The organism is Bacillus sp. CIS52 (assembly GCF_053545315.1).
Genome location: NZ_JBIUFR010000001.1, coordinates 620,913 through 639,526 on the forward strand (window position 1 = coordinate 620,913; position 18,614 = coordinate 639,526).

Annotated in this window: 20 protein-coding genes; 7 read left to right on the plus strand and 13 right to left on the minus strand. The window is 44.7% G+C overall.

Going from position 1 to position 18,614, the window contains the following annotated elements; all coding sequences use genetic code 11:
* The first annotated feature begins 35 nt into the window (after positions 1-35).
* Positions 36-1,058, plus strand: a complete 1,023-nt coding sequence (locus tag ACH32G_RS02565) for an acyltransferase family protein (RefSeq protein WP_016936365.1) — start codon at positions 36-38, stop codon at positions 1,056-1,058.
* 41 nt (positions 1,059-1,099) lie between these two features.
* Here the strand turns inward: ACH32G_RS02565 and ACH32G_RS02570 are convergent, their stop codons facing one another.
* The 4 genes from ACH32G_RS02570 to htpX all read right to left on the minus strand — a co-directional run bounded on the left by ACH32G_RS02570 (position 1,100) and on the right by htpX (position 4,447).
* The gene (locus ACH32G_RS02570; protein WP_095240833.1) at positions 1,100-1,240 is read right to left on the minus strand and encodes a hypothetical protein; all 141 of its coding nucleotides are present in this window, start codon (positions 1,238-1,240) and stop codon (positions 1,100-1,102) included.
* 31 nt (positions 1,241-1,271) lie between these two features.
* A complete protein-coding gene (locus tag ACH32G_RS02575) occupies positions 1,272-1,946 on the minus strand; it encodes a DUF421 domain-containing protein (RefSeq protein WP_016936367.1) in 675 nt (224 codons plus the stop codon).
* Positions 1,947-2,042: 96 nt separating this feature from the next.
* Positions 2,043-3,395 (minus strand): TrkH family potassium uptake protein, encoded by a 1,353-nt coding sequence (locus ACH32G_RS02580; protein WP_047475329.1) that lies wholly within the window; start codon positions 3,393-3,395, stop codon positions 2,043-2,045.
* A 158-nt stretch (positions 3,396-3,553) separates the two neighbouring features.
* Positions 3,554-4,447, minus strand: a complete 894-nt coding sequence (gene htpX, locus ACH32G_RS02585) for a protease HtpX (protein WP_045925667.1) — start codon at positions 4,445-4,447, stop codon at positions 3,554-3,556.
* Between the two features lie 148 nt (positions 4,448-4,595).
* Between htpX and ACH32G_RS02590 the strand changes: the two genes are divergently transcribed.
* Both ACH32G_RS02590 and ACH32G_RS02595 read left to right on the plus strand, forming a co-directional pair.
* Entirely contained in the window at positions 4,596-5,297 is a 702-nt protein-coding gene (locus tag ACH32G_RS02590) for a DUF1836 domain-containing protein (RefSeq protein WP_016936370.1), read from the plus strand.
* Between the two features lie 135 nt (positions 5,298-5,432).
* Complete coding sequence (locus ACH32G_RS02595) at positions 5,433-5,627, plus strand: alpha/beta-type small acid-soluble spore protein (RefSeq protein ID WP_013352019.1); 195 nt, start codon at positions 5,433-5,435, stop codon at positions 5,625-5,627.
* 6 nt (positions 5,628-5,633) lie between these two features.
* Here the strand turns inward: ACH32G_RS02595 and ACH32G_RS02600 are convergent, their stop codons facing one another.
* From ACH32G_RS02600 to ACH32G_RS02615, 4 genes are all read right to left on the minus strand, one after another.
* Positions 5,634-6,803: an anti-sigma-I factor RsgI family protein gene (locus ACH32G_RS02600; RefSeq protein WP_099744327.1), complete on the minus strand. Its 1,170-nt coding sequence runs from the start codon at positions 6,801-6,803 to the stop codon at positions 5,634-5,636.
* Complete coding sequence (gene sigI / locus ACH32G_RS02605; RefSeq protein WP_045925670.1) at positions 6,800-7,555, minus strand: RNA polymerase sigma factor SigI; 756 nt, start codon at positions 7,553-7,555, stop codon at positions 6,800-6,802. Before sigI ends, ACH32G_RS02600 begins: the two co-directional genes overlap by 4 nt.
* A gap of 275 nt (positions 7,556-7,830) precedes the next feature.
* Positions 7,831-8,613 carry a TerC family protein gene (locus tag ACH32G_RS02610; RefSeq protein WP_412676571.1) on the minus strand — a complete coding sequence of 261 codons (783 nt, stop codon included), beginning with the start codon at positions 8,611-8,613 and terminating at the stop codon, positions 7,831-7,833.
* Between the two features lie 244 nt (positions 8,614-8,857).
* Positions 8,858-9,493: a DedA family protein gene (locus ACH32G_RS02615; RefSeq protein ID WP_448814273.1), complete on the minus strand. Its 636-nt coding sequence runs from the start codon at positions 9,491-9,493 to the stop codon at positions 8,858-8,860.
* 135 nt (positions 9,494-9,628) lie between these two features.
* Between ACH32G_RS02615 and ACH32G_RS02620 the strand changes: the two genes are divergently transcribed.
* The 3 genes from ACH32G_RS02620 to ACH32G_RS02630 are packed head-to-tail and all read left to right on the plus strand — an operon-like array spanning position 9,629 to position 14,813.
* Positions 9,629-12,034 (plus strand): bifunctional diguanylate cyclase/phosphodiesterase, encoded by a 2,406-nt coding sequence (locus tag ACH32G_RS02620; RefSeq protein ID WP_448813962.1) that lies wholly within the window; start codon positions 9,629-9,631, stop codon positions 12,032-12,034.
* 59 nt (positions 12,035-12,093) lie between these two features.
* Positions 12,094-12,975: a non-homologous end joining protein Ku gene (ku, locus tag ACH32G_RS02625; RefSeq protein WP_016936377.1), complete on the plus strand. Its 882-nt coding sequence runs from the start codon at positions 12,094-12,096 to the stop codon at positions 12,973-12,975.
* 2 nt (positions 12,976-12,977) lie between these two features.
* Positions 12,978-14,813, plus strand: coding sequence for a DNA ligase D (locus tag ACH32G_RS02630; RefSeq protein ID WP_099744330.1), 1,836 nt, complete (start codon positions 12,978-12,980; stop codon positions 14,811-14,813).
* A 9-nt stretch (positions 14,814-14,822) separates the two neighbouring features.
* Here ACH32G_RS02630 and ACH32G_RS02635 read toward each other — a convergent pair whose 3' ends face one another.
* From ACH32G_RS02635 to ACH32G_RS02650, 4 genes are all read right to left on the minus strand, one after another.
* Positions 14,823-15,377 (minus strand): YkoP family protein, encoded by a 555-nt coding sequence (locus ACH32G_RS02635; RefSeq protein ID WP_016936379.1) that lies wholly within the window; start codon positions 15,375-15,377, stop codon positions 14,823-14,825.
* Between the two features lie 176 nt (positions 15,378-15,553).
* On the minus strand, positions 15,554-16,018 hold the full coding sequence (locus tag ACH32G_RS02640) for a MarR family winged helix-turn-helix transcriptional regulator (protein ID WP_007610911.1): 465 nt from the start codon (positions 16,016-16,018) through the stop codon (positions 15,554-15,556).
* A gap of 142 nt (positions 16,019-16,160) precedes the next feature.
* Complete coding sequence (locus ACH32G_RS02645) at positions 16,161-16,343, minus strand: Fur-regulated basic protein FbpA (RefSeq protein WP_016936380.1); 183 nt, start codon at positions 16,341-16,343, stop codon at positions 16,161-16,163.
* Between the two features lie 89 nt (positions 16,344-16,432).
* Positions 16,433-16,588, minus strand: a complete 156-nt coding sequence (locus ACH32G_RS02650; RefSeq protein ID WP_016936381.1) for a hypothetical protein — start codon at positions 16,586-16,588, stop codon at positions 16,433-16,435.
* Between the two features lie 192 nt (positions 16,589-16,780).
* On the opposite strand from ACH32G_RS02650, the gene tnrA reads away from it, so the two are divergent.
* Entirely contained in the window at positions 16,781-17,113 is a 333-nt protein-coding gene (tnrA, locus tag ACH32G_RS02655; RefSeq protein ID WP_003154734.1) for a MerR family transcriptional regulator TnrA, read from the plus strand.
* A gap of 37 nt (positions 17,114-17,150) precedes the next feature.
* Here tnrA and mgtE read toward each other — a convergent pair whose 3' ends face one another.
* Positions 17,151-18,506, minus strand: a complete 1,356-nt coding sequence (mgtE, locus tag ACH32G_RS02660) for a magnesium transporter (RefSeq protein WP_045925675.1) — start codon at positions 18,504-18,506, stop codon at positions 17,151-17,153.
* Positions 18,507-18,614 lie beyond the last annotated feature (108 nt).

The window sequence follows — 18,614 nt, forward strand, 5'->3', positions numbered from 1 at the left end:
ATGCAGTGGATGATTTTTGAAGAGAAGGTGATGCTATGACAAAATCGCGAGACAGTTATTTTGACAACGCCAAGTTTATCTTGATTTTTCTGGTGGTGTTCGGCCATATCCTCCGGTCATTTATTAACGGAAATGAGTTTATGCTCCATCTCTACAAATTCATTTATACTTTTCATATGCCGGCCTTTATTCTGGTTTCCGGCTACTTCGCAAAAAACTTTAAGCGGAAAGGTTATGTAAAAAAGCTGGCTGTGAAGCTGATTATTCCGTACCTGATTTTTCAGGGCATCTACTCGGTTTTTTACTATTTGATTCAGGATGAAAGCATGACGAGCGTCAATCCGATTGATCCGCAGTGGTCTCTCTGGTTTTTAGTCAGCTTATTCTTTTGGAATCTGCTGCTGTATCCCTTTACGAAGCTGCCGAAAATGTGGGCGCTTGGGGCAAGCTGCGGGCTTGCCGTCATGATCGGGTATCTCGATTTTGTCAGCAGCACGCTGAGTCTTTCACGGACGTTTGTCTTTCTTCCGATGTTCCTCGTCGGGTTTTATTTGAAAAAACAGCACTTTGATTTACTTCGGGCCAAAAGGGGCAGGCAGATTGCCGCGGGCGTACTGGGCATTGTTTTCCTCTTATGCTGGTGCATTGATTTTGATTACTCGTGGCTGTTCGGATCGGAGCCTTATTCTACATTCGGCACAGTGACGCTTTTGAGCGGTCTGTCGCGGATCGGCTGGTATGTATTGGCCTTTGCCGCCACCTTCAGCTTTTTGGCGCTCGTTCCGCAAAAGCGCTATTTCTTTACGAAGTGGGGTACGAGAACGTTTTACGTCTATCTGCTGCATGGATTCATTATAAAAACGCTGCGGCAGATCGGGCTTGAAGATCATCTGTCTGATTACCAGAATTTAGTCATGCTCTTGATTTTAACGGCCGCCCTCACGTCCATTCTCTCCAGCAATGCGGTGAAAACGGCCGCACAGCCGTTTATTGAATTGCGGATTACCGGCTGGCTTGAAGCGATTAAAGGAACAAGGAACGGGGCTTATTCGAAATAATGTGAAATACCTCTTAAGCGTTATCGCCTAAGAGGTATTTTTTATTTTTTGCCGTCTTCTTTTTTCTTTGGCTTCGTCTGTTCAAGCGTTTCAATCCATTTTCCGGCGTTATAATCTCCGAGCTCACTTGAAAATTCTTCTTCAAGCAATTTAGGGTCCATCGGCTTTTTATGATTTTGCATGTCTTTGCTGTGCCGGTTTGTTTTCGTCACATTATTCGCCCCCTTGTCTGCCGTGCTTTGATTTGCGGTTTGCCCCTCTCAGTCCGGGATCGCCGTCATATTGTGTTTTGTATGCATCTTTATCCATGCTCTCAGTCGGTGTATTGTTGTTGGTCAAAGCTTCGTTCTTCGCTGCTTTTCGTTTCATTTGATTTCCTCCTTCTGTCTGCAGATCTGTTTTGAATTCATCAAACATTTTTTTCAGGTCGCGCACTGTCACATTTTTGGCATCATCAATGAGCTCATAGCCGATCTGTCCGTTCGGCTCAAGCAGCACATATTTAAAATCCTCTATGTCCCCAAGGCCTTCCTGCCTGATCCGCATGGAGAGCTGCGCCTCGGTGAAACGCATCTTTTTTAAATTTTCCGGGATGACTTTTCCGTCTCTGACAACGGCGACGGTTTTCCCCGAAAACAAAAACTCAAAAAAGTTTGATTTGATTTCTAAATATTCCATCAGAATCAGTACCGCGATAAAAATAGACGCTGCGAAAATGGTTTCCCATAAATTATGTTCAATAAACGGCTGAATAATAATCGAGCCGATGGAAATCATGATGACCGTCTGAGTCACCGACAGCTGGCTGATCGATTTCCGTCCGGCAATTCGCAATAAAAAGGTACCGACAGCTATCATAATCAAAGATTTCCAAAAAACGGCAAGCAATGACGTCACCTCTTTACGAATTAGAATCTCCAAATAAACGGTTTCCACCCATCCATTTTCCGGTAATAAAAAAACACCGCTTTTCAAAAAGCGGTGTCAGCCGATAATGATTCTTTCCTTCGGATAGTGATAATTTGCTTCGATTTCTTTTCTGCCGATTAAATAAAGGAACGTCAAAATACCGATTCGGCCGATAAACATGACCACCATGATCACGCATTTTCCGATGTCGCTTAAATGCGGAGTGATTCCCAGCGAAAGCCCGGTCGTTCCGAAAGCGGAACAAACTTCAAACAGCAGCCCCAGCAGCGTCTGATTTTTCTCCGTCACTGCCAGAATCAGCGTTGACCCAAATACGAGCAGAATCGCCATCATCGTAACGACCAGCGACTTTATGACATCAGCCTGATGAAGCTCACGCTTAAAGACCTTGACCGCTTTATTTCCGCGGGCAAAATGAAACAGGGCAAGAAGGTTGAGCGCAAATGTCGTCGTACGGATTCCGCCGCCGACCGAGCTCGGCGATGCGCCGATGAACATAAGGGCGCAAATGAAAAATAATGTCGGCGCGGACAGCTGGCTGATATCGATCGTCGCAAGCCCGCCGCTTCTCGTAGCGGTTGATTGAAAGAGACATAAAAATAAAACATCATGCCAGCTTTTTCCCTTCATGACATGGCTGGCTTCAAGCGCGTATATTCCGACAGCCCCGAACAAAACGAGCAGTCCGAACGTTACGGTCGTAATTTTCGTGAACAGCGTAAATGAGTATCTGCGCTGTTTTGAAAACAAAAAGTCCTTCACTTCTACGAGCACCGGAAACCCGATCGCACCGAAAACAATCAGAAGCATCGTAATAAACTGCACGAAATAGTCATGCCTGAACGGAACGAGTGAATTTCCCGTAATATCAAAACCGCCGTTTGTCGTGGCGCTGACGCTCGCAAAGAAGCCGTGCAAGTACGCCTGTTCAAACGAATTATAGTACGTTAAAAAATATGTTCCTAAAATGATGCCGCCTAAAAACTCGATTAATAAAATTAAAAACAGCACTTGCTTCATCAAGTTGACGATACCGGAAAACTGCGATTGATTCTGGTCCACCATAATGAGCTTCCGTTCCCGCAAACCGATCCGTTTGCCCATAATGAGCCAGACGAATGTTCCGAGCGTCATAATGCCGATGCCGCCGAATTGCAGCACGAAAGCCAAAATGACAATTCCGGCCGTACTGAACGTGTCAGCCGTGCTGACGACCGTTAAACCGGTGACACTGACTGAGCTGACCGCCGTAAACAGCGCGTCTATAAACGACCAGCTGGCCCCTTGTTTGTGGGCGGCCGGCAGACTTAACAAAATAAATGCCACCGTCACAGCAAGAAAATAATATAACGCGATCAGCTGTGCAGGCGACAAAACCTGTATGAATTTCTTCAGCTTTAATTTCATAAGATAGTTCCTTCTGCCTCTCAAATGTAGTACGTAATTATTCTAATGATATTGGGAGATTTTTTAAAGGGCTTTTTAGAAAGATTTTTCATTACCTTATGTAATTTGCCGATCTTTAAACAAAAAACCTCTGAAACGATTGTCAGAGGTTTTGTTGATTATTTGGCTTCCAGCCTGCGGATGCGCTCATCCAGATCAGGGTGTGTGGAGAACAGTGACGAATGCTTTTTGCCGTTAATTTTTAACGTCTGCACCGCCGTCTGGTCCTCTTCATTCACATGTCCCGTATAAGACTTCAGCGTACGCAGGGCGTGAATCATTTTATCCTTTCCGGCAAGGTCGGCACCGCCGCGGTCAGCGTGGAACTCTCTATGACGCGAATATGCGAAGACGACAAGACTGCCGAGAATGGAAAAAATAATCTGAAACACGATCATCGCGATAAAATGCACGACCGGCGCGAGATCTTCTTTGACAAAGCGGCTCGCAATCCATGCCGCGATACGGGAAAGGAATACGACGAACGTATTGACGATTCCCTGAAGCAGCGTCATCGTGACCATGTCACCGTTTGTAATGTGTGCGACTTCATGGGCAAGAACCCCTTCCACCGCAGCATCATCCATCTGCTGCAATAAACCTGAGGAAACCGCGACAAGCGAGCGGCGCTTAGAAGGCCCGGTCGCAAAGGCATTGACCTCAGATGAATGATAAATGCCGACTTCAGGCATTTTCGTCATCCCCGCTGCACGGGACAATCTGTGCACACGGTCAACCAATTGCTGCTCTTCATAGCTGAGTGACTGCTTCTTCGGATTTAACACCCGGACGCCCATCATCGTTTTTGCCATCCATCTGGACATACCGAGAGAAATAAAAGAACCGACAAAACCGACGACAAGACTGAACACGAGCAATGCCATCAGATCGACGCGGCCATTTTGTATATACGAGCCGACACCGGTAACGCTTGTAATAATCGTAAGCACAATTCCGATTGTCGTAATGACCAAAAGGTTCGTTAAAATAAACAGAAATATTCTTTTCGCCATAATTACCTCCGTCTTTTTTAAGATCAAAAGAACTTATTTAATTAAATTATAAATGATCTGTTTGAAAATGCAACAATTTCGACGTATGATGTTAATGTAATTCTCAGTGATATAAGAAAGTGAACACGTAATCAATCAGAGGTGAATCATGAACACGTTTAAACTGACCCGAACCGATATGGTGCGGCTTCTTTACGCGTTAAAAGGCCAAGGAGACGCAACCCCTCTCCAAATCTTACTGCAATCAGCGGACATGACATTGGATGAAGCGGAAAGCCGGCTGCACATCCCTGAATTTCTGACGAGATTCGAACGAAAAAAAGAGAAAAAGGAATACGGGCTTTCAACAAACGAGATTGTCGAGCTGGGAAACCTGTGCGAGCTGACGTCTTTAAAATCAACCGCTGTTCAAAACTGGGTGAAGCGCGATATTAAAGATTTAATCGGACACCCTTTACTCGGAAAAAAATATACAATTGAACAAGCTGTCATCCTTCTCATTGTACGTGATTTAAAATCAATTTATGACTTCGAACATATACGCGCCATATTAAAAATCGCTTTTAACACGATCACCGACAGATCAGATGACGTCATCAGCCCGATCAGCTATTATGAGAGCTGCGCCCAGGTAATTGATTATCTTCATCATAAGACAAACCCGCCGATGAAGGAAACGAGCCTGCAGGAGCTTGTTGAACAGCAGACGGACAAGCTCAGAGGCTGCTTTCAAGAACTCGAAAGCGGGCAATGGAACAATATCAGGGCCATACTCGCGGTTACCGTGCTCTCCGTTTTGACTTTCCATATCCAAGCCTCCGCCTACAAAATGACCAGCCATTTATTATAATTCATACGTTTTTTTGCCCCGGTGTCTGCGCCGGGGTTTTTTCAGGTGCACAACAATTGCCAGCATAATCAATACCGTTCCGTTTGAAACTAAAACGCGTAAAAACATCTTGCCAGAGAAAAGGAGATGAAAAAGATGGCGAGCAGAAATAAACTCTTAGTTCCAGGGGCTGAGCAGGCACTTGACCAATTTAAATACGAAGTGGCTCAAGAATTCGGCGTGAACCTTAGCTCTGATACAGCAGCACGCGCAAACGGCTCTGTAGGCGGGGAAATGACAAAGCGGCTTGTACAGCAGGCTCAATCACAATTAAACGGCAAAACTCAATAATGCAGCTTATTCGCCGGGATTTCTCGGCGAATTTTGATGTTTATCGGCATTCTCCCTTCCGTGCCGGTAGCCGTTCGGGTTCCTTCGGTCTGACGGATCTTCATGGCGCCGATAGGATTCCCAATGTTCATTTCGTTCATGATTCCAGTAATGATTGTTATACCTCTGCTTAGGCTCTTTGTCATTTCCGTTTTCCTGAGGATTTTGTGTTGGGGGCTGCTCTGTTTCCCCATCTTGTTCCTTCTGAGTATTTTCCTCTGATCCGGAAACTGCATTTTTTTCGTTTTGCTGATTGCCGTCTTGACTGTCCGGCTTCGCATCTTCCGTGCCGGGCGTTGTTTCATTGTTTTCCGGCTGCTCTGCTGCCTTTTCTTCATCAGGAGCCGTGTTGTCATCAGCCGCCGGTTTTTCTGTGTCCGGCTGCTTATTTTGATCGGTATCTGTTTCAGTGTTTTTCTGTTCGTTTTCACTATCGTCGGTTTTCTTTTCAGGCTGTTTATCTTCTGTTTTCTTTTCGTTTCTTCTTATGTAGCTGCCTGTTGACATCCCTTCCTGTTTTGCTTTTTCCCTTGTTTCCATATCCGATTCAAGAGATTGAAGCTGGTAGGTGCCCTTATATTTTTCAGTCATGTCAGCCAGCTGTTTTTTAACGCCTTTTTTATATGTATTGTCATCTGTATTTTCGTAAACCGTGGAAATTAAAATCTCTTTTGATTCCTTTACATATCCATGCTTGCTGCAATCGGTAATAATATTACTGATGACTTCCTTAAAATCGCTGCTTTTCCAGTCTCCGATGTCACTTATGACCTTTTGGGCGTCATGGTTCAGCGGTGTGAGTTCAATGACTTCGTATTTGCTGTTTAAAGCCATTTCAATGCTTGGATTAATGTCAAGCGTCATATACGCGTAAGCTTTGTTATCAGAAAAAACCGGGAGCATGATTAAAATAAATAGGATAATAGCAGTCATTGTAAACACTCCCAATTTAAAAGGGCGCAGTTTCAGAAAATCAAAAAAGCTGGCCCTTCTTCCCATACGCGTTTCGCCTTCAAACGTAATTTCCTCTCCAATTTCACAAGCACGGTGATCATTTTTTGTTTTCAAAAATTGTCCGTCAGGGGTTAGCAACGTGACGAATTTTTTATTTTTCTCTACTATGATCCCTCTTCTCATGAGTGCAACACCCCTTTAAGATAATCTTTTAAATAAATATAATCACCGGAAATAATAATACTCATGGCGATGATATATTTTCGGTTCCGTTCGATCGTTTTTCTGCTGACCGACACGAGCTGCTCCAGCTGTTTGACCGGAAGCTGTTTCTTCTGGTGCAAAATAGACGCCAGCTCTTCATTTTCCACAAGCGTGTAGGCTACCTTAATCGCATTTTGCCTCGCATCTGTATGCTTCGGCGATTGTTCCAGCAGCTCTTTAAAGGACAGACCGTATTGTTGCAGCTGCTTCTGAAAAAAAAGAATTTCTTCCCGGCGCTGCTCCTGTTCTATCTGTTTGCGGTATTCATCAATGGAAAGCTCCGCTTCAATAAGGCTTTGCGAAGACTCCTGGTCGTCGCCTTCCTGCACATCCATATTGATATGCTGGGCGGCTCTTGCTTCTTTTCTGATATAATCTATTACTTTTCTTTTTATAATCAGCTCTGCAAATGCAAGCAGCGAATTACCTTTTTCAGCCGAATATTTTTCAATGGCTTCGTTAAACGCGATCAGCCCGATGCTGAATTCGTCGTCTTTTTCATCTATATATCGTTTACAAACGGATGAAACCGTCTTCGCGATAAAAGGCTTATATTGCTGTATTAAATCGTTCTGCAGATCTTTGTCGCCTTTTTGTATTTTTTCAACAGATGTTTCAAGCGTTTGCTTCTTTTTTCCCAATTTAAACAAAAGGCTAAGCACTGGTTTCACCTCAGTTCCTCCCTATAACTACTCATAATCATAGCTAATTTAGTAGGGATTCGCAAAGGAAGAAAAAGAGAAATCGATTTCATTTGTCTCAATTATGACAAGCCAATAAGACGTACTATACATGATTTCGTGCGCTCGGGCAGAATTAAGGGGGTTTTCTCTGTGTTTTTTGTAACAAGGCTGTTATAAAATTGTTATCATATGTCTTAAATGTAAGCGTTTCAAATAAAAAAGGGAACCTGTTTTTTGAAAAAACAGTCCCTTTAAGATTCCTTTTATGCATGTTCTCTTTCCGCCGATGCCGCGTCCTGCTCTATTTGTTTTCTTCCTGACATAAACCATCCGCAAACCGCAATGGCTGCCAAAACCGTCCAGAAAATGATTTTCCAAGCCGCAGAATGAATAACATCCGCCGGAATGGCGCCGAGTTCCTCATGAGCCAGAGTATAAAGAGCGAGCTTCACGCCTACCCACCCGACAATAACAAATGCCGCCGTTTCAAGGCCCGGCCTGGTTTTTAATAAGGAAACAAACATTGACGCTGCAAAGCGCATGATGATTAAACCGATAACACCGCCGGCTAAAATAACGAGAAACTGACCGCCATCCAAGCCGCCGATGGCAGGAAGCGGCGTTTCCGGAAGCGTTACGGCAAGCGCGACCGCCGCTAAAATGGAGTCAACGGCAAAAGCGATGTCAGCCAGCTCCACTTTCAATACAGTCTGCCAAAATCCGCTCTCTTTCTGTGTTTTCTGCCCTGTGCCATGTTTGAATACATACCGCTTCAGCAAATGACTGACCGCGATGTAAAGCAGATATAAGGCGCCCAGGGCCTGAACCTGCCAGACATTCACCAGAAAAGAAATGGCGAACAGCGACCCGAAACGCAAAATAAATGCGCCCGCCAATCCGTAAAATAAAGCCTTCTTCCTTTGTTTTTCCGGAAGATGCTTCACCATCACAGCCATCACCAGCGCGTTATCCGCCGCTAAAATCCCTTCCAGCCCGATTAAAACGAGAAGAACCCATCCATACTCCAATAATAATGCAAAGTCCAATCCATTCCCTCCGTTTCATTTCTATCATCCGAGCTTATACCGGCGTTTTTTTACGCAAAAAAGACCTTTGCCGATATAAGGCAAAGGTCTTGCTAGACATGAATAATTGGCATGCCAACAAAGCCGATGGATATGATCCATGAATTGACGACTTTGTTTCCGGAACATCCGGACGCTACTCCCCTTTGGGATTTCAAGAAATATTTTGTTTATACGCTCATGATAAAGCCTGTTTCATCATTTGTCAACGCTTAACTTTTTTAACAAATTGAGAAATTTTTTCTGTTTTATCCCGTTGCTTTCCTCTCTTTAAAAGCAGATAAAAGACAAGAAGAAAGACAATGAATATACCGAGCGGCAGCATATATTGATCAAGAATGGAACCGACGCTTTTCCAATTTTCCCCGAGCTTCATTCCGAGGTATACGTAAACAAACGTAATCGGGAGCATCGCTGCATATGTATAAAGAGAAAACACCCAGACATTCATTTTCGCGATTCCGCACGGCAGAGAAATCAGCGTCCTGACCCCCGGTATAAAACGGCCGCTGAACGCTACCAAACCTCCGTGTTTCTGAAAGAAATGGTCTGATTTCTGAAGCGATTCGGGCTTTATCCATATATACTTTCCATACTTCAGCAAAAACGGCCGGCCCCCCAGCCTTCCGATTCCATATAAGACCAGCGGACCCGAAACACCGCCGAGCGATCCGGCAAACACGGCTCCGGCAAGCGTCATATCCCCTTTTGACACCCAGTAGCCTGCAAGCGGAAGTACAATTTCCGCCGGGATGAATTCTATACTCAGCGCCAAAAAAATTCCGGCGTAGGATAAGCTTTTAAACGCTTCTATTATTGATATGATAAAACCTTCGATGATTTATCACTCCAGGCATTTTGTATTCCGAATCTTAAGAATCATTTTAACACAAAACCTCGAAACTGAAATATTTTTATGCCGCGCCGATATAAATGAGGATCGTTTCAGATCGGTAGTAGTAGGAGGAATCATCTTTTGGAATTACATGTACAATACAATGTCCCGCTTGTCGGGCTATCCATCCTGATTGCTTGTCTGGCGGCGTTTACTTCACTTGAAATTTCCAGAAAAATAACGCTCAAAACGGGGATTCACAGTAAGCTGTGGCTGTTTATGGGTTCAGTTATCATGGGTTTCGGCATATGGTCAATGCACTTTGTCGGAATGCTTGCCGTTTATATGAACATGCATATGAATTATGAAGCTGTGCCGATGTTCTTTTCTGCAGCCGCCGCGATTTCCGGATCTTTTGCGGCTTTATACATCGTCAGCCGGAGAATCTTAACATTCAGCCGGCTGATTACCGGATCTGTTTTTATGGGAGCGGGAATTTCTCTCATGCATTATATGGGAATGTCGGCCATTTCCCGGGTAATGATTATGTATAATCCCTTTTTGTTCTGTATGTCTATTCTAATTGCCATGGCTTCTTCTTTCATTTCGCTGAAAGTATTTTTCGGTTTGGCAGCGAAGAAACCGACGGAACCTTTTACTTTTCACAAAATCATCGGTTCTGTTTTCATGGGCGCGGCCGTCTCAGGGATGCATTATACCGGAATGATGGCTGCCTCATTTTATGAAGACATGAGAAAGCCGGAAAACGATATGGAAATTCATTCGTTTCATTGGTCCGTTTTTATTACGCTGATCATCTTTTGTTTTCAGATGTTATTGTTTTTCAGCTCACATTTCGATCGTCAGTTTTTCCGCCACAATGAACGTATGAAAGACCATGAACAGCGGTTCCAATCATTAATCAATCATAATATTGACCCTATTTTCATCCTATCTCCTGACGGTAAAATTCTTTACTCTAATGAAGCAGGAGCCGAGATGAAACACAATTTCGGACTGGACAGCCAAAATTGGCGCCGGCATATCAGCAGACAGCTGAAAACTTATTTTAAACAGGTAAAAAAAGAACAGCAGGCCCTGCATATTGATGCTGATCTGAAAACAGACGTCGGCTTATTTTATATAAATGTTACCTTTATCCCCGTTTTGGTCGATAACGGACTGGACAGTGTATATGTCATCTGCAAAGACATGACCAAACAGCGGAAAGCCGAGAAGGACATTCACCGTATGGCGCATTATGATTCTTTGACAGACCTGCCGAACCGCCGGCATGCCGTTCAGCGGTTGACAGAAGTTCTGGAAAGAGATCATTCATTCGGACGCTTGACCGTTGTGTTCTTTCTCGATTTAAATCGGTTTAAAATTATTAACGATGCGCTCGGGCACAATGCCGGAGACGGACTTCTTCAATCAGCGGCTCAGAGACTCTCCTCCATCATCCCGGATAATGGTTTTATCGCCCGTCTTGGCGGTGATGAATTTATTATTATTTTAACTGACGTCCCTTCTGAGAACGATGACATTGATGATTTAGCAAAACAGATCATCCTGCAGTTCGAAAAACCGTTTACCATTCAGGAGCATGAGCTGATCACCTCCGTCAGCATCGGAATCGCTGTCTCTCCAAAAGACGGGTCGGACGGGATGGAACTGATGAAAAAAGCCGATATGGCGATGTACGCCTGCAAAGACCGAAACAAAAGCAAATACAAATATTATTCTGCCCAAATCGGAGAAAAAGAAGCGAAAAAGCTTCGGCTTGAGATGGAGCTGAGAGAAGCGATTGAGAAAAAAAGGTTCGTCCTTCATTATCAGCCTCAATACAGCTCTTCTGATCAGCTCATCACGGGAGCTGAAGCGCTTCTGAGAGTGGCCGGCGCGGATGGGAAACTGAAGAATCCCGGAGACTTTATCCAGGCTGCCGAAGAAACCGGGCTGATTATTGACCTCGGCAAATGGATCATCACCGAGGCGTGCCGGCAGGCGAAGGAGTGGCATGAAAAAGGATACCATCTTCCAGTCGCCATTAATATTTCGGCCAAACAGTTTCAATCAGAAGAACTGGTTCCGTTTATTCAGAAAACACTTTCCCATTACAAGCTTCCTCCCCGGCTGATTGAAGCAGAAGTGACCGAAAGCATGACAATGGAGGATCACGAGCACAGCAAAAAAGTGCTTACTGCACTAACTGAGCTGGGAATCAGTGTAAGCATCGATGATTTCGGAACGGGTCACAGTTCTCTCAGCTACTTGAAGGACTTTCCGATTCACAGATTGAAAATAGATAAATCATTTATAGATGATCTCCAGACACATCCTAAATCTGCGCAGATCACCGGCGCCATTATTGCCATGGGCCATCAGCTTTCTCTTTTAGTCGTTGCTGAAGGGGTTGAAACGGCGATGCAAAAAAAGATTTTAGATGAAAAAGGATGCGATTTTCTTCAGGGATACTATTTCAGCAGGCCATTGCCTCCTGAGGAGATTGAACGGCTCCTCAATGAAGCGCCGCGCCACCCATAAGTTTCTACACATGGAACGGACCCGATTATCCACAATAAAGAAAAAAGGAGTTTTTATTCATGCACACGATGTGGAAGGGTTCGATCAGTTTCGGCCTCGTCAATATCCCGGTCAAGCTCTTTGCGGCCACTGAAGATAAAGATATAAAATTCCGCAGTCTTCATAAAGAAGATCATGCGCCGATTAAATACGAAAAGATCTGTACCGGGTGTGAAAAGAGTCTGGAGCCGGATGAAATCGCTAAAGGCTATGAGTATGTAAAGGGAAAATACGTCATTTTGACAGACGAAGACCTGAAAGACGTAAAACAGGAACACGAAGAAAAAGCGGTTGAGATTGTTGACTTTGTCCAGCTGCAAGAGATTGATCCGATTTATTTTAACCGGTCTTATTATGTCGGCCCTGGAGACAACGGCACAAAAGCCTATACACTTTTGCGGGAAGCGCTGAGGACGACCGGTAAAATCGGGATTGCCTCTATTACGATCCGTTCTAAGCAGCAGCTTGCGATTCTTCGGGTGTATGACAACTGCATCGTGATGGAATCCATTCATTATCCGGATGAAGTCCGAAACGCCGGACATGTGCCGGGCGTTCCGGAGCAGACAGCCGTTAATGAAAAAGAGCTGCAGACGGCGATTACGTTAATTAATGAGCTGACAACCGAGTTTGAGCCAGAGCAATACGAAGACACATACCGGAAAGCCCTTCTCGCCAAAATTAATGATAAGCTTGAACATGAAGAAGCGGGCGTAACACCGGCTGCTGCCGGCCCGCGCGAAGATGTCATTGATCTTGTCAGCGCCCTTCAGGCAAGCATCGACCGGACGAAGCGGCCGAATCGCGAGCAGGCTGCACCGGCACGGACAAAAGACGCCGCACCTGCAGGCGGCGAAGGCAAAAAGCGGAAGACGACCAGACAAAAAGCCGGAACGTCTTAATCATGGTGCTGACGATGCAGCCGATTTTAACCTCTTCACCGCCCATAGGCAGTGAGTGGCGCTATGAGGTAAAGTATGACGGATTCCGCTGTCTTCTCCGCATAGACGAAAGCGGCGTCACATTGACCAGCAGAAACGGCCAGACGCTGACGAATCAATTTCCGGAAATCACGGCTTTTGCGGCACAGTGTTTTCAGCACATAAAAGACCGGTTGCCCATTACGCTTGACGGAGAGCTTGTCTATTTAATCAATCCGTACAGAGCGGACTTTGAACATATTCAAATCCGCGGGCGTTTAAAACGGGCAGAAGCCATTGAAACCACCGCCCATAGACGGCCGTGCCGCTTTCTGGCATTTGATCTCCTGGTTCTGGAAGGTGCCGGCACCGTCTCATTGCCGTATGTGAAGCGGAAGCGCGCCCTTTTCAAACTGTTTGAAGAAGCCAATCTTCCGAAAAGCCCCCATCACTTAGCGGAGGAAGCGATTCAGTACATTCCGGAGCACACTGACTTTAAAGCGCTCTGGGACAAGGTCGTCCGGTATGACGGAGAAGGAATAGTAGCAAAAAGAGCATCAAGCGGCTGGGCGGAAAATAAACGGTCTCCCGACTGGCAGAAGTATAAACATATGAAAACGGCTCACGTGCTATTAACCGGGTTTAATCCGAAGAACGGGTATGTGACGGCCTCGGTATTAAAAGACGGCACCATTGTCCCGATCGCTTCCGTTTCCCACGGCATGCAGACGGAAGAAAAAAACGCCGTCAGAACCATTATGGAGACTCACGGCAAAAAACAAAAAAGCGGCGAGTATATACTTGAGCCTTCCATCTGTATGACCGTGCAGTATTTAACCATATTGCAGGACACGCTGCGTGAAGTATCTTTTGTTTCTTTTCAGTTTGAAATGGATTGGACTGAATGTACGTATCAGCAGCTTATCCTCCGTTCTAAAACGCTGCCGCCGAAACTGCAGTTCACAAGCCTGGACAAGACCGTTTTTAAGAAGTCTGAAAAAAAGAAAGAGGATTTCCTTTGCTATATGGTGAAGATGAGCGATTTTCTTATGCCCTTTCTCAAAGATCGGGCCGTCACGGTGATCCGTTATCCGCATGGGGCGCCGGGCGAATCTTTTTTTCAAAAAAACAAACCGGATTACACGCCTGACTTCGTCTCAAGCGTATTTGACGGAAGCCACGAACACATCGTATGCAGCAGCGTACCGTCTCTTTTATGGCTCGCCAATCAGCTGGCGCTGGAATTTCACGTTCCGTTTCAGACGGTGCATTCTGAAAGGCCCGCAGAAATCGTCATTGACCTTGATCCTCCGTCAAGGAACGATTTTCCTATGGCCGTGGAGGCGGCGCATGTGCTGAAACAGCTGTTTGACTCATTCAGCATTACATCATTCCCGAAGCTCTCCGGGAATAAAGGCATTCAGCTCTACATCCCGCTTTCACCGGAAGCATTCACCTATGAGGAGACCCGTGCGTTCACAATGCTCATCGCCGATTATTGCGTCAGGACACGTCCGGATCTTTTTACGACAGAGCGGTTCATCAAAAACCGAAACGGCAGGCTCTACCTTGATTATTTGCAGCATGCCGAAGGAAAAACGATCATCGCTCCTTATTCGACCCGGGGCAACGAACTAGGAACGGTTGCCGCCCCTCTTTATTGGAACGAAGTCAACTCCTCTTTAACACCCGATGATTATACGATTGATACAGTGGTGAATCGGGTCAGGACAGAGGGAGATCCGTTTTATGATTTTTACCGGAATCCGCAGGACGGCCCGCTTTCAAACGTGCTTGAGCAAATCAAGAGAAAGAGCTGACGCTTTTCGTCAGCTCTTTTCAGTCTGATACGTGCACATCAGTTTTTCTTTGGAAATGAATAAATAGCAGGAATAAGGAATGTTTTTGAGGGTGAGCTGTTTTTCAGTAAAATATAAAATCGGAATATGTGCCGCTTTTTTAAACAGCCTGTAGCAGCAGCTGGACGGCTTTATCACATCAAATCCGAGTCTTGCCGCCCCTTTATGAAGCATTGTAATGCCGACGACGCCTTTAATCTCGTCTTTCCGTTTATGCTGGTTAATATAATCAGCTAAATGAGGCATGGATTGATAAACCTTTTGATATAGCATAATCCCCCTTCTGACCGCGCTTTCAATAGGCTGCAGCTCTTTCAGGAGTTTGACGTTATGAAGATGAATCTTGACTAACACGTCATTTTTTTTAATTCTGGTTCCGTCGCTCAGGATGACCTCTTTCCCTTTATATCTTGTCAAACGAACGCGGAATACATTCGATTGCTGTTTATCAATCAGCGTCAGCCGGGTAAAGAAGAAATAAAGCGGATCAAGTAAGTACCATATAGTCAGCAGACAGCTTCTCACACGTTCACCTTCTTTATATTCAAAGCACTTTCATATTTTGGCATGGGGCATGTCACATTATGATTGGTAAATAATGATGCCGCCCTGTATCATCATATGCAAAATCCGCTTCAGGCTCTACCGTCGGACAGAAAAAAACACTCTCCTTGAAGAAGAGTGTTTGTATCCGCTTTCTTTTAACGGAAAAGCAAGTGCTGGCTGTGGATCCCCGCTTTTTTCAATAAGGCGATCAGCTGTTCCTGTTCCTCAGGCATAAGTCCTGAAAACGCTCTCGCAATTCTCAATGAATGAATCGGATAAATTTTGTCTAAATACTCATTTCCTTTATCAGTTAAATGGGCGTAAACAGACCGTTTGTCCTTCGGGTCTTGTTCTCTGACCAAAAACCCGTTTCTTTCAAGCTTGTCGATGACATAGGTGACATTCCCGCTGACAAGCAAAAGACGCGACCCGATTTGCTGGAGCTTTTGCGGGCCTCTCGTATACAGCAGCTCCAAAACGGCAAATTCAGTCGGATTAAAACCGTGTTCTTTACTGTCGCGGATGCTGTGTTCAGACACACTTTTGAAAGCCCTTGCAAAAACTTTGTACAAATTCATCGAACGCATCACTTCTTCTTCATTAAATGATAATCTCATCATATCTACCCCGTATTTAAGATTTTTATAAAAAAATAATGTAAACCCTTACAATTCATAAGAGTCGTTCTTTGTTTTATATTCTATTCGTGCCGTTTTTCAGAATTCCTTCTTTTTTATATAAAAAAATACCCTTATACATCATTTAATTTGTATAAGGGTTTCGTTCTTTATAGGGAATGTTCCGGAAAAAATACGCGTATTCCTTTCTCAGCTCCGTGATTGTCATGGAGTTCAGTATTTCTTTCGTATAGACTCCGATCTGAAGAAGCTTTTTGGAATAATGGTTTCTCTCTTTGTCCAGTGCATTTTGAAACAAATGACTCATGACGCCCTCCTTTGTTTTCCGTTATTCTATGATCAGAATACCGCTTTTATTTCAATGACGTATGAAGCCATTGTAAAACTTATGTGGAATTATGATGTTTTTCGGTAAAGTCCGTTCTGGACGGCTCTGAGCAGCGGAAAAGCGTGTTCCCCGGCAATCTGCATAAACGTCTCCAGCATTTCATCGCGTTTCATATCTAATTCAATGATTTCTTTTGCCAGCGAAACCGCTTTTTCTTTCTCCATTCATATCCTTCCTCTCATTGTATCTGTAAAGTAAGCATAAAACGGGATACAGAGCCATGCATTAACCTTGTTAATTTTTCTGACGCTTTTTTTCTAAAATCTTCTATTTCACGTCAGAAAACCTGACAAGCGTCAGGTTTTTTCTCTTTTTTTCTTATATAATATGAGTAAAAGACATCCAGGGGTGGAAAAATGACGACAGACGAACAATCTTACAAAGATAAAAAAGTAATCTCGATCGGCATTGTAAGCGAATTAACCGGATTGTCAGTCAGGCAGATCAGATACTATGAAGAACGGAAATTAATTTACCCGCAGCGCTCATCGCGGGGAACGAGAAAATATTCCTTCGCGGACGTTGAGCGGCTGATGGATATTGCCAACAAGCGTGAGGACGGCGTACAGACGGCTGAGATTTTAAAAGACATGCGCAAAAAAGAGCAGGCCCTCAAAAACGACCCGCAGCTCCGCAAGAAAATGCTGGAAGGACAGCTTAATGCTCATTTTAAATATAAAAACCGCTGACAAAAAAAGTCCGCCTCCTAATGAGACGGACCTTTTTTTATAAAGCATGAAGAAATGCAGTTGCAATGCCGAAATAAATTAATAAGGACAAAATATCGTTCAGCGTCGTAATCAGCGGCCCGGATGCAATCGCCGGGTCTATGTTCAGTTTATGAAGAATAATAGGGACGATCGTTCCGGCCATCGTACCGATAATCAGCGTTGCAAGCAGCGATGAACCGACGACAAAACCGAGCGTTAAGTCTTTCTGCCAGACGGTTGCGACAATCGTAATCGCAATCGCACAGACAATACCGATGTAGATGCCGGCTCTTAATTCCCGGAAAATCAGCTTAAAGATGGTTTTTTTATTCATTTCTTCTTTAGCCAATCCTCTGATAACGACAGCGAGCGACTGTGTGCCTGTATTTCCCGTCGTTCCCGCGATCATCGGCATGAAAAATGCGAGGGCGACCACTTTTTGCAATGTATCTTCAAAATAATTCAGGATGCTTCCGGAAATCAATCCGATAAACAAAAGGAGAATGAGCCACGGCAAGCGGCGGTACGCCGCCACGTACGCTTTCGTATCAAATGTAATCGCCTTACCGGAGGCGGCGAATTTTTCGTAATCTTCATCAGCCTCTTTAATCACGACGTCGATAATATCATCGACAGTGACGATGCCGACAAGCACATTATTTTCTTCAACGATGGGAATGGCTAAAAAGTCATACCGCTGGATCAGCCGGGCGACTTCTTCCTGATCCTGGAGCACCCCGGCCGAGATGACACGCGTAAACATGAGATCCTGCACTTTATCGTCAGGCTCGCCGAGAATTAAATCTCTGTAAGACAGCACCCCGACAAGCTGCTTGCTGTCATTAATCACGTACAAGTAGTTAATTGATTCTGCGATTTCCGCAAAGCTTTTCAGCTTCACGACCGCATCTTTTACTGTATAATGCTGCGGAATCCAGACGAAGCGGTTCGTCATCATCCGGCCCGCGGATTCTTGCGGATAGTTCATCAAAAGCTGTACGGCCTTTGATTCCTCGGCTTCCATGCTGGACAAAAGCTGCTCTTTCAGCTCTTCATCCATCTCTTCCAGCAAAGCGGCGAGATCGTCGTTATCCATTTTATTCATTGCGAGAGTGGCTTTCGTTTTACCGACTTTATGGAGAACGGCAAGCTGAAATTCCCGCTCCAGCTCTCCGATCATGTCGGTGATGTCATCAACCGTCATATATGACAGATAGCGGGCCCGGTGCTTTTCCGGCATTTCTTTAAATAAAAAGGCCATATCATAGGGCTGAAGCTCGTCTATCATGTTTCGGAATTCTTTTATTTTTCCGTCCCGCAATAAAATGATAATGCGTAATATGAGTTCGTCATAGGTCATGTTTTGGACCATCGGGACTCGTACCTCCTTTACGGAGACGCGCCGTCCGTCAAGGGAAGTGCGGCGGTTTGTCTCCTCATCATGTCGTCACTGGTTATCTGGCTGTATATGGGTACTTCT